At 73.0% G+C, this 14,616-nt stretch carries 12 protein-coding genes and 1 riboswitch; of the genes, 5 read left to right on the top strand and 7 right to left on the bottom strand.

The window, feature by feature from the left end; translation table 11 throughout:
* Nucleotides 1-61: 61 nt before the first annotated feature.
* From O2W53_RS09445 to O2W53_RS09435, 3 genes are all read right to left on the bottom strand, one after another.
* The gene (locus O2W53_RS09445; RefSeq protein ID WP_269162800.1) at nt 62-394 is read right to left on the bottom strand and encodes a DMT family transporter; all 333 of its coding nucleotides are present in this window, start codon (nt 392-394) and stop codon (nt 62-64) included.
* A riboswitch (guanidine-III (ykkC-III) riboswitch) is annotated at nt 388-452 on the bottom strand. Its footprint overlaps the gene before it by 7 nt.
* Before the next feature lie 30 nt (nt 453-482).
* Nucleotides 483-1,658, bottom strand: a complete 1,176-nt coding sequence (locus O2W53_RS09440) for a zinc-dependent alcohol dehydrogenase (RefSeq protein ID WP_269162799.1) — start codon at nt 1,656-1,658, stop codon at nt 483-485.
* The gene (locus O2W53_RS09435; RefSeq protein WP_269162798.1) at nt 1,655-2,125 is read right to left on the bottom strand and encodes a hypothetical protein; all 471 of its coding nucleotides are present in this window, start codon (nt 2,123-2,125) and stop codon (nt 1,655-1,657) included. The genes O2W53_RS09440 and O2W53_RS09435 overlap by 4 nt, the downstream gene beginning before the upstream one ends.
* 173 nt (nt 2,126-2,298) lie before the next feature.
* Between O2W53_RS09435 and O2W53_RS09430 the strand changes: the two genes are divergently transcribed.
* Nucleotides 2,299-4,092 carry an acyl-CoA dehydrogenase gene (locus tag O2W53_RS09430; RefSeq protein ID WP_269162797.1) on the top strand — a complete coding sequence of 598 codons (1,794 nt, stop codon included), beginning with the start codon at nt 2,299-2,301 and terminating at the stop codon, nt 4,090-4,092.
* 78 nt (nt 4,093-4,170) lie between these two features.
* On the opposite strand, the gene O2W53_RS09425 is transcribed toward O2W53_RS09430, so the two are convergent.
* Nucleotides 4,171-4,347 (bottom strand): hypothetical protein, encoded by a 177-nt coding sequence (locus O2W53_RS09425; RefSeq protein WP_269162796.1) that lies wholly within the window; start codon nt 4,345-4,347, stop codon nt 4,171-4,173.
* A 299-nt stretch (nt 4,348-4,646) separates the two neighbouring features.
* Here O2W53_RS09425 and O2W53_RS09420 point away from each other — a divergent pair, with 299 nt between their 5' ends.
* The gene (locus O2W53_RS09420) at nt 4,647-5,687 is read left to right on the top strand and encodes a YihY/virulence factor BrkB family protein (RefSeq protein ID WP_269162795.1); all 1,041 of its coding nucleotides are present in this window, start codon (nt 4,647-4,649) and stop codon (nt 5,685-5,687) included.
* 73 nt (nt 5,688-5,760) lie between these two features.
* On the opposite strand, the gene O2W53_RS09415 is transcribed toward O2W53_RS09420, so the two are convergent.
* Together O2W53_RS09415 and O2W53_RS09410 are read right to left on the bottom strand one after the other, a co-directional pair.
* On the bottom strand, nt 5,761-6,510 hold the full coding sequence (locus O2W53_RS09415; protein ID WP_269162794.1) for an enoyl-CoA hydratase/isomerase family protein: 750 nt from the start codon (nt 6,508-6,510) through the stop codon (nt 5,761-5,763).
* 77 nt (nt 6,511-6,587) lie between these two features.
* A complete protein-coding gene (locus O2W53_RS09410) occupies nt 6,588-7,298 on the bottom strand; it encodes a hemerythrin domain-containing protein (RefSeq protein WP_269162793.1) in 711 nt (236 codons plus the stop codon).
* Nucleotides 7,299-7,805: 507 nt separating this feature from the next.
* On the opposite strand from O2W53_RS09410, the gene O2W53_RS09405 reads away from it, so the two are divergent.
* From O2W53_RS09405 to O2W53_RS09395, 3 genes are all read left to right on the top strand, one after another.
* Nucleotides 7,806-10,958, top strand: coding sequence for a glycosyl hydrolase 115 family protein (locus O2W53_RS09405; RefSeq protein WP_269162792.1), 3,153 nt, complete (start codon nt 7,806-7,808; stop codon nt 10,956-10,958).
* 107 nt (nt 10,959-11,065) lie between these two features.
* A complete protein-coding gene (locus O2W53_RS09400) occupies nt 11,066-11,284 on the top strand; it encodes a hypothetical protein (RefSeq protein WP_269162791.1) in 219 nt (72 codons plus the stop codon).
* Between the two features lie 35 nt (nt 11,285-11,319).
* On the top strand, nt 11,320-12,993 hold the full coding sequence (locus O2W53_RS09395; protein ID WP_269162790.1) for a bifunctional 3'-5' exonuclease/DNA polymerase: 1,674 nt from the start codon (nt 11,320-11,322) through the stop codon (nt 12,991-12,993).
* Nucleotides 12,994-13,000: 7 nt separating this feature from the next.
* On the opposite strand, the gene O2W53_RS09390 is transcribed toward O2W53_RS09395, so the two are convergent.
* On the bottom strand, nt 13,001-14,560 hold the full coding sequence (locus O2W53_RS09390; protein ID WP_269162789.1) for a flagellin N-terminal helical domain-containing protein: 1,560 nt from the start codon (nt 14,558-14,560) through the stop codon (nt 13,001-13,003).
* Nucleotides 14,561-14,616: the final 56 nt, after the last annotated feature.

The raw sequence follows: 14,616 nt of genomic DNA, 5'->3' as shown, positions 1-14,616 counted from the left end.
GCTCCGGGCGCTGTGCACGTGCTGCGCCACGTGCACAGCGCCCGGAGTGCGTACAGGGCGGTCAGTGGGTGAGCTTGAGCCCGACGACGCAGCCGACGATCCCGGCCAGCAACAGCACGCGGACGACGGAGACCGGTTCCTCCCCCGACCACATCGCCCAGCCGGCGGTCAGCGTCGCGCCGATGCCCACCCAGACGGCGTACGCAGTGCCGATCGGCAGGCCGCGCATCGCGTAGGCCAGCCCGGCCATGCTCCCGGCGAGGCCGACCGCGAAGACCACGGTCGGCGCCAGCCGGGTGAACCCCTCCGACCGGCCGAGGGCGGTGGCCCAGACGGCCTCGAGCACGCCGGAGAGGACGAGGACGAACCAGTACACCGGGGCCTCCAGGTGCACCGTCTTGTCGCTGTCCGGGTACGGCGCGCTCGTCCGGGAGCCCGGTGCCGGGCTCGTCCCCAGCCTGACACGGCCGGGGACGGCCTCGTCAGCTGCCGGGGGTGAAGACGGCGCGCACGCAGCCGTCCTCCTTTTCCTTGAACATCTGGTAGCCGCGCGGCGCCTCGCTCAGCGGCAGCACGTGGGTGGCCAGGTGCTCGGTGGTCAGCTCCCCCCGCTCCATCCGCTCGAGCAGCTCGGGGATGTAGCGCTGAGCGTGCACCTGCGCCCCGCGGAGGGTGATGCCCTTGTTCATCAGCGCACCCAGCGGGAACTTGTCCACCATCGCGGCGAAGACCCCGAGGGTGAAGATGCTTCCGCCCTTGCGGCAGGCCATGATCGCCTCACGGAGGGCGGTGGGCCGGTCGGTCTGCAGCCGCATCTGCTGCTTGACCTGGTCGTAGACCCCCGCGGCGCCGGAACTGTGCGCCTCCATGCCGACCGCCTCGATGCAGACGTCGGGCCCGCGGCCACCGGTCCGCTCGCGCAGCTCGGCGAGGACGTCGGTGCTGGAGTAGTCGATGGCCTCGGCACCCACGTGCTCCCGCACCTGCTGGAGCCGCTCGGGGACGCGGTCGACGACGAAGACCTGCTCGGCCCCCAGCAGCATCGCCGCCCGCGCCGCCATCTGGCCCACCCCGCCGGCGCCCCAGACGGCCACGACGTCGCCGGGCTTCGTGCCGGCCAGGTCCGCGCCCATCCAGCCGGTCGAGGCCGCGTCGGAGGCGAACAGCGCCCGGGTGTCGGAGATGCCCTCGGGGACGACGAAGGTGCCGACGTCGGCGTAGGGCACGCGGATGTACTCCGCGTGACTGCCGGCGTAGCCGCCCATCGCGTGCGAGTAGCCGAGGCAGCCGCCGGGGCTCTGCCCCCACAGACCCTCGGTGATCCCGGGGTTCGCGTTGCCGTTGTCGCAGAGCGAGTACTGCTCCTGCTTGCAGTACCAGCAGTTCCCGCAGGCGGCGAACGGGGCGCCGACGACGCGGTCGCCGACCTTGCGGTGCCGCACGGCGGGCCCGGCCTCGACGATCTCGCCGATGAACTCGTGGCCCAGCACGTCGCCGGCCCGCATGAAGGGGATGTACCCGCCCAGCAGGTGCAGGTCCGACCCGCAGGTGACCGACTGCTTCACCTTCAGGATCACGTCGTGGTCGTTGAGCAGCTGCGGCTCGGGCACCTCCTCGACGGAGACCTCGTTCACGCCGGTCCAGGTCGCGGCCTTCACAGCACGCCCTCCTTCGGTGCTCGCTCGACCATCCCGTCGAGGGCCTTGCCCTGCGGGGTCTGCTTGCGGAGACCGTGCGGCTGCGGCTCGTTCCGGAGCACCTCGCCGGTCTCGATCCGCTGCTTGGCCTCCCGCAGCGCCGAGCGCAGCTCTCCCAGTTCGTCCTCACCGACCCGCTCGCGGAAACGGGCGGCCAGCTCGGCCCCGCGCTCGCCCGGGGCCGGGGTCACCCGGATCTCCACCCGGTCGCCGAACCGCACCAGCGGCGCCGGCGTCGTCGTCCGCAGCTCGTCGGGGTCGGTGAGCACGGTGACGGCCCGCCAGCGCCGGGCGGCCGTGTCCGGGTCGTCGGTCACCGACGCCTGACCGACGCCGGGGAGCCGCAGGTGCTGGAGCTGCTGGAGTGCACCGCTGCCGGCCTCGGTGGCCAGCCCGGCCGCACGAGCCAGGATCTTCGGTAGGGGCATGCCGCGCTACCTACCCGGGCCGGCCGGGCGACCAACCCCGGACAGTGCGACACGCTGCACGCCTGCCGTCTGACGCTGGTCGCCGAGCACCGCCGGTGACCACCACCGTGCGCTTAACCTGGCAGGGGGCCGGCCACCCGCCCCGCCGACACCGCCGTCGTCAAGGAGCCCCCGTGCGCTCGTCGCTCGTCCTGTCCCCCCGTGACCTCGAGTTCCTGCTGCACGAGTGGCTGCAGGTCGAGACCCTGACCAAGCGGGAGCGGTACGCCGAGCACTCACGGGAGACGTTCGACGCCGTCCTGGAGCTGGCTGAGCAGATCGCCACCGAGCAGTTCGCCCCGCACAACCGCAAGGCCGACGAGAACGAGCCGCACGTCGTCGACGGCAAGGTGGTGCTGATCCCGGAGGTGGCGGCCGCGCTGCGGGTCTTCGCCGAGGCCGGGATGAACGCCGCCGCACTGCCCGAGGAGCTCGGCGGGCTGCAGCTGCCGGCGGTGGTGAACCAGGCCGTGCACGTGTGGTTCCAGGCGGCCAACATCGGCACCTCGGCCTATCCGTTCCTGACGATGGCCAACGCGAACCTGCTGGTCGCCCACGCCACCCCGGAGCAGGTACAGACCTACGTGCCGCCGATGGCCGAGGGGCGCTGGTTCGGCACGATGGCGCTGTCGGAGCCGCAGGCCGGGTCGTCGCTGGCCGACATCACCACCCGCGCCGTCCCGCAGGACGACGGCAGCTACCGGCTGACCGGCAACAAGATGTGGATCTCGGCCGGTGACCACGAGCTGACCGAGAACATCGTCCACCTGGTGCTGGCCAAGGTGCCCGGGGGCCCGGCGGGGGTGAAGGGCATCTCGCTGTTCATCGTGCCGAAGTTCCTGGTCAACGAGGACGGGGCGCTCGGCGAGCGGAACGACGTCGTGCTGGCCGGCCTGAACCACAAGATGGGCTACCGCGGGACGACGAACACCCTGCTGAACTTCGGCGAGGGCGTGCACACCCCCGGCGGGCAGCCCGGCGCCGTCGGCTTCCTGGTCGGCGAGCAGCACCGTGGGCTGACCTACATGTTCCACATGATGAACGAGGCGCGGATCGGCGTCGGGATGGGCGCCACCGGGCTGGGCTACACCGGGTACCTGCACGCCGTCGACTACGCCCGGGACCGCACCCAGGGCCGGCCGCTGTCCGGCAAGGACCCCGCCGCGCCGCCGGTACCGATCGTCGAGCACCCGGACGTGCGGCGGATGCTGCTGGCCGGCAAGTCCTACGTCGAGGGCGGGCTGGCGCTGGGCCTGTACTGCGCGCGGCTGGTCGACGAGGAGCGCACCGCCGAGGACGAGGCCGACCGGCAGCGGGCGCACCTGCTGCTGGAGATGCTGACCCCGATCGCGAAGAGCTGGCCCTCGCAGTGGTGCCTGGCGGCCGACGACCTGGCCATCCAGGTGCACGGCGGCTACGGGTACACCCGCGACTACCCGGTCGAGCAGTTCTACCGGGACAACCGGCTGAACCCGATCCACGAGGGCACCCACGGCGTCCAGGCGCTGGACCTGCTGGGCCGCAAGGTCGTCATGTCCGGCGGGGCGGGCCTGAGCCTGCTCGGGGAGACGATCGCGGCGACCACCGCCCGGGCGGCCGGCACGCAGTGGGCCGACCTCGGCGAGCAGCTCGACGGCCTGGTGCAGCAGCTCGGGGCAGTGACCGCGACGCTGTGGGGGCAGGGCGATCCGCAGGTGGCGCTGGCCAACGCCAGCGTCTACCTGGAGGCGGCCGGTCACGTCGTCGTCGGCTGGCTGTGGCTGGAGCAGGCCCTGGCCACCGAGGGCCGGGACGGCGACTTCTACACCGGCAAGCGCCAGGCCGCGCGCTACTTCCAGCGCTGGGAGCTGCCCAAGGTCGGCCCGCAGCTGGCCCTGCTGGCCTCACTGGACACCACGGTCTTGGAGATGCGCGGCGACTGGTTCTGAACGCGACGACGGCGGCCCTCCGGGAGGAGGACCGCCGTGGTGGGGCAGTGCAGCGGCGCCGGGTGGGCGCCGAGGAGGTCAGGCGGCGTTCGCGGCGACCGGTGAGCGGTTGTCCGCCGCCGTGTGCCGTGCGCGCGGGCCCGATGCCGCGCGCTTCTCCGCCTCGTACCGCGCGGTGGACTGTGTCCCCATCGCGATGACCAGGGCCGTCAGGACCAGGAACCCGATCAGGGTCAACGCCGGCCAGAACACCATCTGTCGCTCTCCATGCTTCTCTTCGAGACTCGCCGGGACGCGCCCGCCGACTTCCGTCCGGCATCCACTGCCCGGCGCGGGGCGCGGTGAACCGCTGGTCACCCGGAATTCACCCAAACGAGTTGTGACGCTCCTCGCACCCGCCGTGGGGCGGCCGACCAGGCACGTCGGGGCGACGCGGCCCTCCTGCCACCCGGGACCGCCCGGTATCGGATTCTCCGCCGATGGAGGAGTGCCAGGGGCCGGGCCGGGGCACCCACCGCTCGACAATGACGGCGCAACACCCTCGGAGGCCACGAATGGCCGGAGCCAGTGCGCGCGACCCCCGCGAGGGGGCGCGCAGTGACACTGCGCAGGACAACCGGGAGCGAGACATCGCTCCCGAGGACGACAACATCACGCACGAGCGGGCCGACTTCGCGCCCACCGGCGCAGACACCGCCACGGGTACCGGCGCGACGCTGAAGCGCACGGCCAAGGAGTTCAGCGAGGACGGGCTGACCGACTGGGCGGCCACGCTGACCTACTACGGCGTGCTGGCGCTGTTCCCGGCCCTCGCTGCACTGGCGTCGATCGTCGGCCTGCTCACCGACCCGGAGCAGCTCACCACCGCGCTCACCGAGGTCGTGCCGGCGCAGGCGGCCGACACGCTGAACCCGGTGATCGAGCAGGTCGCCGGCAGCCCGAGCGCCGCCGGCTTCGGTCTGGTCCTGGGTCTGTTCGGGGCCATCTGGTCGGCCTCCGGCTACGTCGGCGCCTTCACCCGGGCGGCCAACGTGGTCTACGAGACCCGCGAGGGCCGCAAGATCTGGAAGCTCAAGCCGCTGCAGCTGCTGGTCACCCTGATCGGCATCCTGTTCGCCGCGCTGATCCTGGCCATGCTGGTGCTCAGCGGCCCGGTCGTCGACGCCGTCGGCCAGGCGATCGGCCTGGGCGACACCGTGCTCACCATCTGGACCTGGATCAAGTGGCCGGTGATCCTGGTGCTGCTGGCGCTGATGATCGCGGTGCTCTACTACGCCACTCCGAACGCCAAGCTGCGCGGCTTCAAGTGGGTCAGCCCCGGTGCTGGCGTAGCCATCCTGGTGGCGGTCCTCGCCTCCGCGCTGTTCGCCTTCTACGTGGCGAACTTCAGCAGCTACAACGCCACCTACGGGGCGCTGGCCGGCGTGGTGATCTTCCTGATCTGGTTCTGGCTGATCAACCTCGCCCTGCTGTTCGGCATCGAGTTCGACGCCGAGATGGAGCGGAGCGTGGAGCTGAAGGCCGGCGTGCCGCGCGCCGAGAAGGAGATCCAGCTCGACGCCCGGGACGACCCGAAGCGTCAGCAGACCACCTGATCGACCCCTGCACACCCACGACGGCCCCCGGTCCAGCTGGACCGGGGGCCGTCGTGGGTCAGGTCGCGTGTCCTCAGTCGGTCGGCCGGCGCATCGACCACATCTGGGCGGGCCGCTCGAACTGGGTGGCGATCTCCCAGCTGACCCCGGGCGGGCCGGTCTCCTTGCGGAAGTTGCCGACCGCCAGCCGGGCCAGGTCCGGGTCCTTGGCCACCCGGGCGGCCAACTCACGGGCGCGGCCCTCGACGGCGTCGTCGTCGTGGGTCTCCCAGGCCAGCCCGAGCCGCACCGCGGCCTCGCCGTCCAGCTCCTCGCCGAACAGCGCCATCGCCGCAGCTGCCTCGCGCCCGATCAGCCGGGACAGCAGCACGAAGTGCCCGCCGCCGGGGTGGATGCCGCGCTTGAGGAAGCCGCAGATCAGCCGGGCGTCCCGGGCGACGATCCGCAGGTCGGCGGCGAGCAGCATGTTCATCCCGGCGCCCACCGCCGAGCCGCGGACGGCGGCGATCGTCGGCACCCGCACCTGGCCGAGCCGGAAGAAGGAGTCGTAGATGGCCCCCATCCCGGCGTAGGCCTCGGGCGCCGCCGGGTCGCGGCCGGCGTCGGTCAGGGTCTGCACGTCCCCGCCGGCGCAGAACGACTTGCCGACCGCTTGCACCACGAGGGCGCCGACGTCGTCCCGGCCGTCGACCTCGTCGAAGGTCGCGATCAGCTCGGCCGCCATCGCGGGGGTGAGCGCGTTGCGGCGTTCCGGGGCGTTGAGCGTGACGACGGCGACGCCGTCGGTGACCTCGAGCTGGACCTCACCTGAACTGCCGGACATGCGACTCCCTCGCGTCGTCGGCCGGCGGCGGTGCCGACCGTGTCCCTGCGATCAGACCACGAGGCAGGCGAGGTCTCTCATCGGCCGGTCGACTGCCCGTCGTCGCCGCGGCGGGCCAGCGGCACCCGCTCCACCCAGCCGGCGACCGTGGCCAGCCCGCGGCTGACCGCCTGACCGGCCGGGGCGATCCGCGCGGGGGCGTGCTGCACGCCCGCGTCGACCAGGTCACGGGTGCGGTCGAGCACGGTCAGCGGCAGCCCGGACAGGGCGTTGCCCGGCGGACGGCGGGACACCGTCGGGTGCGGCCGGGTCGGTGAGACCAGCCGGGCCAGCTGCCACTGCCGGCCCAGCCGGCGCAGCGCGTCGGCGTCCAGGGCATCCTGCAGGCGGGGGAACAGCACGTCCTCCTCGTCCCGGACGTCCTCGCGCAGCACCTCCACCAGGCGGGACAGCGCGGCAGCCCGGCGCGGGTCGTCGTGCGGGAGGGTCTCCAGTTCGCTGACCAGCTCGTTGACCTCCTGGTGCTCCTCCTCGACCTGGAGGGTCAGCGCGTCACCATCGGGCAGCACCCGCCGGATCGCCGGCCAGAGCACGGTCTCCTCGGCGAAGGCGTGGCTGAAGACGAGCCGGTCGATCCGGCGCAGCACCCGCTCCTGGTCGGTGCCGGTGGTGCCGTCCAGCTCGTGCAGCAGCCGGTCCAGCTGCTCGTGGTCGTCTCGCTGACGGACGAGGACGCTGCCCGGCCCGCCGAGCTCCTCGACGGTCTGGTCGGCGATCGATCGGGGCATCAGGAACTCCTGGCGTGCGGCGGTGCGGCGTCCGGGGCTGGGACGTCTGATCCTCTGCCCCGCTCCGGTCGTCGGCATGCGCGCGCCTCGCTCGAGACCCGTTACGCCACCGTCCACGGTGGCGGCAGGTTCCGGAACTTGTCGGCCGACACCGAGAGGCGGACCGCGCCGTGACCGATCGCCGACACGCGCAGGCGACCTGGGCGGACTCGGTGACATGGAGCGGAGATCGCCTGCACGATCCGCCAGAGGACGCCAGACTGCTGTGAATCGGGTCACCCGAAAGGGTTGTCCAGGTGCGGACTCGTCCCTACGGTTGTCGCCGAAAGTCATTCGAAACTTTCGGAGCGTGATCGGGGTGGTGCTCCCGCCGCCCCGCCCCACCCGTCCCTCATCGTGGAGCCGGACATGCGCCCAGAACGACCAGCCCTGCACCTCTCGACGCCCCCGAGCAGCAGCCGCGCCCCCTCCCGGTTGCGCCGCACCTCCCGACGGACCGTCCTCACAGTGCTGACCGTCGCCCTCACCGTCCCCACCGGCGCCACCTCTGCCTCGGCCGCGCCGGTCGCCCCCGTCGGCATCCCGTCCTCGACCGGGCCCGGCACCCTCCAGCCGACCGACCCCGGGGCGTACGTCGCCCCCTCCGGTGGCCCGGGCCGGTTCCCGCTGGCCGTTCCCGGCCACGCCGCCACCCTGGTCGTCGACACCGACGACCACGAGGGCGTCCAGCGGGTCGTCGGGGACCTCCGCGACGACATCGCGCAGGTCACCGGGCAGACCCCACAGGTCGTCACGGACACGGTGCCCACCGAGCGGGAGGTCGTCATCATCGGCACGCTCGGCCACAGCGACCTGGTCGACGACCTGGTCGCCGCAGGCAAGGTCGACGTGACCGGGATCGCCGGGGAGTGGGAGACCTCGCTCCAGCAGGTCGTCGAGGACCCGATGCCCGGCGTCGATCAAGCACTCGTGATCGCCGGCAGCGACCAGCGCGGCACCATCTACGGCGCCTACGACGTCTCCCGGGGCATCGGCATCTCGCCGTGGCAGTTCTGGAACGACGTCGTGCCCGAGCACCGGGAGACGTTGTACGTCCTCCCTGGCCGACACACCCAGGGCACGCCGGACGTGAAGTACCGCGGCTTCTTCATCAACGACGAGAACCCGCAGCTGGGTCGCTGGGCCCCGCACTTCTTCGGCCCCGGCAAGGCGGAGGGGTTTCCGAACGGGTTCAACGCCGACTTCTACGGCCAGGTCTTCGAGACCATGCTGCGGCTGAAGGCCAACTATCTGTGGCCGGCGGTGTGGGGTCGCGCGTTCGCCGAGGACGACCCGGCCAACCACGAGACCGCCAGCCGCTACGGCGTGGTCATGGGCACCTCGCACGAGGCGCCGATGATGCGCGGCATCGAGGAGTGGAACCGGCACGCCGTCCCGGCGGAGCGGGACGACGCGGGGAACGTCGTGGAGCCTGGCTCGGACCCCTACGGCGGCACCGGCGAGTGGAGCTTCCGGCGCAACCGGACGGCGATCGAGGCCTACTGGCGGGAGGGCATCCAGCGGATGGTCGACCAGGGCTTCGAGGGCGTGGTCACCATCGGGATGCGCGGCAACGGCGACGTCGCACTCGAGGACGGCGCCGGCATCGCGCTGATGGAGGACATCATCGCCACCCAGCGGCGGATCATCGAGGAGGTCACCGGCAAGCCCGCGGCCGAGACCCCCCAGGTGTGGACCCTCTACAAGGAGGTCCAGCGGTACTGGGACGAGGGGCTGCGCGCCCCCGAGGACGTCACGGTGATCATGACCGACGACAACTGGGGCAACATGCGCAAGCTCCCCCAGCCCTCCGACGCCCGCCCCGGCGGTTTCGGCCTCTACTACCACTTCGACTACGTCGGCGGTGGCCGCAACTACAAGTGGGTCGACACCACGTCGCTGCCGAACCTGTGGGAGCAGCTGGAGCAGTCGGCCGCCGCCGGCATCCACGACCTGTGGGTCACCAACGTCGGTGATCTGAAGGGCAACGAGGTGCCCACGCAGTTCTTCCTCGACCACGCCTGGGACACCGAGCGCTGGGGCCTGGACGACCTGCACGAGTGGGAACGGCGCTTCGCCGTGGAGAACTTCGGGCCGACGTTCGCCGCGGACATCGCGGAGGTGCTCTACCAGTACGGCGTCCTGCAGTCGCGGCGGAAGCCGGAGCTGCTCAACCGGGCGATCAGCCTGGACGAGACCAAGGACCTGCGCACCGACCCCTCAGCCGTGCTCTACGACGACGAGGGCAACCCCTTCAGCCTCACCGCCTACCGGGAGATGGACCGGGTGACCGCCGACTGGCAGGCGCTGGCCGCGCAGGCCGACCGGCTGTCCAAGCGGGTGCTCCCCGCCCAGCGGGACACGTTCTTCCAGCTGGTCGGCTACCCGGTGCAGGCGACGGCCAACGTCTACGAGCTGCGCAACGCGCAGTTCACCAACCTGCTCTACGCCGAGCAGGGCCGGGCGGCCACCAACCGGCTGGCCGACGAGGCCGAGGCCCACTTCGCCGAGGACCTGGCGCTGGCCGAGCGCTACAACACCGAGATCGCCGGCGGGAAGTGGCAGGGCTTCCAGACCCAGCCGCACATCGGTTACGGCGACGTCGAGCGGTACGGGCCCAACGCTCCCTGGCAGCAGCCGGAGGAGGACCACGAGGCGCTGCCGGATGAGATCTACCCGGCGCTGCAGCGCATCGAGGTGCCTGCCGTCGCGGAGATGGGCGTGGCGATCGACGGGTCGGAGGCGTCCTGGCCGGCGTCGTCGGAGCCGGCGGTGCTGCCGGTGTTCAGCCGGTACGCGAGCACCCCGGTGCCCTACGTCGAGGTGTTCAACCAGGGGTCCCAGCCCTTCGGCTACACGATCGAGCCGGGTACGCCGTGGGTGCACGTGGACAGGCCGCGCGGCCGGGTCACCGACCAGGTCCGGGCGGAGCTGATCGTGGAGTGGGGCCGCGCCCCGCAGGGCCGCACCGAGGTGCCGATCACGATCACCGGTCCGGACGGCGTGCAGGTGGTCGTCACCGCGGTCATCGAGAAGCCGGACGTGCGGGGCGCGCAGGGCTTCGTCGAGGCCGGCGGGTACGTCGCCATGAACGCGGAGCACTACAGCCGGGCCGTGGAGACCAAGGGCGTCACCTGGACGACGATCCCGGACATCGGCCGGGACAGCGACGGCGTGAAGCCCTTCCCGCTGAGCACGCCTCGGCAGACCCCGGGTGGCGACAGCCCGCACCTGGAGTACGAGATGCACCTGACCACCACCGGCCCGGTGGACGTCACGGCGTACCTCTCGCCGCGCAACGACGTGCTGCCGCCCGAGGGCCTGCAGTACGCGGTGTCGATCGACGACGCGGAGCCGCAGATCGTCGACGTCATCGCGGCGACCGGCGCCGACGACACCACGATGAACAAGCAGTGGGAGCGCAACACCTCCGACAACGTCAACCGGACGACGACGCAGCACGTGATCGAGACCCCCGGTCACCACGTGCTCAAGTTCTGGATGGTCGACCCGACGGTGGTGCTCCAGGAGCTGGTGGTGGACACCGGCGGCGTGCAGCCGAGCTACCTCGGCCCGCCGGAGAGCCTGTTCGCCAGCAAGGGGCGCATCGCGGCGCGCTGACGCCACGATGACCCCTGGGACAGCCCGGGCCGGCTCCCACCGGCCCGGGCTGTCCCGTGTCCGGGGGACACGGGGCCCTCCGGGCAGAGGTGAGGGAGAGTGGGGGCATGGCGAACGTGATCGGGCGGGCCCGGCGGACGGCGGAGGAACCGGTGGGCGAGAAGCTGGCCGGGCCGCTGCACGCGGTCGACGCGGCAGTCGGACGTCGGGCGCTGGAGTCGCACGAGGACGTACCGGCCCTGTGCGGCGCGTACGTCCAGGTGGTGCCGGTGGAGGACGTGCCGGACGACACCGGACTCTGCCCGGTCTGCCAGCACGGCAGCTGAGCGATCGCGTCGTACCCGTCCAGCACACTGCCGCGGTGACCTCGGGCAGTCCGGCGCAGGACGGCGGCGTCCCGGAGCGGGTGCTGCTGGTCCGCCCGGCGCCCGGTCAGGTGGAGGCGCACGCCCTCGCCGGCGCCGGTGCGCCGGTACGGCTCCCGGAGGAGGAGCTGCCCGGGTTCGTCCGGCAGCGCGCACGCACCCGCTGGGTCTGGGACGACACCACCCGCTGGTACCCGGGGCTGCTGGCGGCCGGGGTGCGGGTCGAGCGCTGCTCCGACCTGCGGCTGAGCCGGGCGCTGCTGTGCCACTCCCCCTTCGTCGACCAGGCGTTCCTCGCCGGGGACGACGCCGCGGCCTGGGACGCGCTCGCGCCGGTCGCCGCCGAGGACCACGCCCTCTTCGCCCTCGACGACCTGGCCGACCGGCTCGACCCGGGCGCCGAGCACGGCCGGCAGCAGGCGGCCCTGGCCGCTTCGCCGCACCGCGGCCGGCTGGCGCTGCTGCTCGCCGCGGAGTCCTCCGGTGCGCTGGTGGCCGCGGAGCTGACGTACGCCGGGCTGCCCTGGCGCGCCGACGTCCACGACCGGCTGCTGACCGAGCTGATGGGCCCACGGCCACTGCGCGGGCAGCGGCCGGCGGAGCTGGAACGACTGGTGCCGGAGATCCGCACGGCCCTGGGGGCGCCGCAGCTGAACCCGGACTCCCCCGGCGAGCTGCTGCGGGCGCTGCAGACCGCCGGGCTGCCGGTGGCCGACACCCGGTCCTGGACGCTGGAGCAGCTGGACCACTCCGGCATCCCGCCGCTGCTGGAGTACAAGAAGCTCGCCCGGCTGCTCGCGGCGTACGGCTGGGCGTGGCTGGACAGCTGGGTGCGCGACGGCCGGTTCCGCCCCACCTACCTGCCCGGTGGGGTCGTGACCGGCCGGTGGGCGTCGTCCGGCGGAGGCGCGCTGTCGGTGCCGGTGCAGATCCGGCCGGCGGCCGTCGCCGACGCGGGCTGGCGGTTCGTCGTCGCCGACGTCTCCCAGCTGGAACCACGGGTGCTCGCCGGGATGAGCGGCGACACGGCGATGGCCGAGGCCGCCCGTGCGGCGGACCTGTACCAGGCGATGGTCGACAGCGGTGCGGTGCCGAGCCGCAGCGACGCGAAGCTGGGCATGCTCGGCGCGATGTACGGCGGCACCCGGGGCGAGAGCGGGCGGATGCTCCCCCGGCTGGCGCGCCGTTACCCGCGGGCCATCGGCCTGGTCGAGGAGGCCGCCCGGGCCGGCGAGCGCGGCGAGGTCGTGCACACCCTGCTCGGACGCGGCTCTCCCCCGCCGACCGGCGCGTGGGCCGAGCCCTCCCTGGAACCGTCAGATGACGATGTGCCGCCGGAGGACCGGGCCCGCGACCGCCGCGCGTGGGGGCGGTTCACCCGCAACTTCGTCGTCCAGGGCACAGGTGCGGAGTGGGCGCTGTGCTGGCTGGCCGACCTGCGCAACCGGCTCTGGCAGCTCGGGGACGCCGGCGCGCTCACCGACCGTCCGCACCTGGTGTTCTTCCTGCACGACGAGGTCGTCGTGCACACCCCCGCCGACCTCGCCGACGAGGTGACCGCGGCGGTGCACCAGGCCGCGGCGGAGGCGGGCCGGCTGCTGTTCGGCTCGTTCCCGGTCGACTTCCCGCTCGACGTCTCGGTCGTCGAGTCCTGGGCCGACGCGGACTGACGCCGGGTCAGACCTGCAGCAGCGACAGGACACGCTGCGCCGACTGGTTCGCCTGGGCGAGCATCGCGGTGCCGGCCTGGGTCAGCACCTGACCGCGGGTGAAGAGGGTCATCTCCTGGGCCATGTCGGTGTCCCGGATCCGCGACTCGGCCGCCGTGGCGTTCTCCAGGGCCACCCCCAGGCTGCTGATCGTGTGCTCGAGCCGGTTCTGTACGGCCCCCAGCTCCGCCCGCTGCGCGGACACCAGCCCGATCGCCTGGTCGACGGCGCGGATCGCGGCCGGGGCGCCGACGGCGGGGCGGTACACCGGGCTGGCCGCCAGCACCTCGTCCGCGGTCGCGTCGTCGGCGGGCACGGGGCCGCGGAAGACGACGTCGTCGCCGACGGCGGTGAAGGCGTCGTCCCCGCTGGTGAGGCCGGCTGCCTGGGCCGCGGCGCCCAGCTGCCCCAGCGCCTCCGCGAGCGAGACGACCTGGTCGCCGGTGGTGTCGACGAGGGACACCCGGCCCAGGTCGAGGGTCCGGCCGGCGACGGAGACCGTGCCGGTGAGCCGCGGTACGTGGCCGCCCGCGGCGGCATCGAGGAAGACGAGCGAACCGGCCGCCGGGCTGTCCGCGGGCAGGGCGGGGACCGTCCACACGGTGACCGGCGGCGCGCCGGTCAGCGGGGTGTACGCCGGGGTGGCCGCGGCCAGGTCCGCCGCCGTCGCGTCGTCGGCGGGCAGTGGGCCGCGGAAGAGCAGGTCGTCGCCGTCGTCCAGGAACGGGTCGTGCGGCCAGCTGAAGCCGGCGGCCCGCGCGGCCGCGTTGAGATTCGCCACGGCCTCGGCGTTGGTCACGCCGTCGCCCTCGGGATCGGGATGGCTCACCGCTCCCAGGTCGAGGGTCAGGCCATCGACCGAGATGGTGCCGGCGAGCGCGGCGACGCCGCCGGCCACCAGGGTCACGCCCTCGAACACGAGCGCGGCGCCGCTGGGGCTGTCGGTACCGTCCGGGCCCACCGCCGCGGTCGTCCGCACCGCCGGCTCGCCCTGGGTGACGTCGACGTCCGCGAGCCCGAGCGCGACGGCGTTCGTGCCGGTGCCCAGGCGCAGCCCGATCATCTCGCCCACCTGGGCACCCACCTGGAAGACCCGGTCCCAGGTGCCGTCCAGCAGGGCGTTGCCGTGCGAGGTGGTGGTGGCGGCGATCCGGTCCAGCTCGTCCCGGAGCTGGCTCAGCTCGGCCTGGACAGCCGACCTGCCGGCGGCGTCCACCGCCCCGTCGTTGGCCGCCCGGACGGCGAGGTCGCGCATGCGCTGCAGGATCGCGGCGCTCTCGTGCAGCGCACCCTCCGCCGTCTGCAGGACGCTGATGCCGTCCCGGGCGTTGCGGAGCGCCTGGGTCGTCCCCCCGATCCGGGAACGCAGGCCCTCGGAGAGGGTCAGCCCGGCGGCGTCGTCGGCGGCCCGGTTGACCCGGAAGCCCGAGGAGAGCCGTTCCAGCGACGTGCGCAGCGCCTGGTCGTTCGTCGCCAGCACGCGGGAGGCGTTCATCGCCGCGATGCCGGTGGTGACGGTGAGACCCACGCTGTTCCTTCATGGCCGGATGGACCGCCGCAGCCGTGCGGCGGGAGGGTGACAGT

Origin of the sequence: Modestobacter sp. VKM Ac-2978 (assembly GCF_026968025.1) — a bacterium.
Lineage (GTDB): Bacteria > Actinomycetota > Actinomycetes > Mycobacteriales > Geodermatophilaceae > Modestobacter.
Note: the sequence above shows the minus strand (reverse complement) of the source record. Positions and strands in the feature narration are given on the sequence as shown.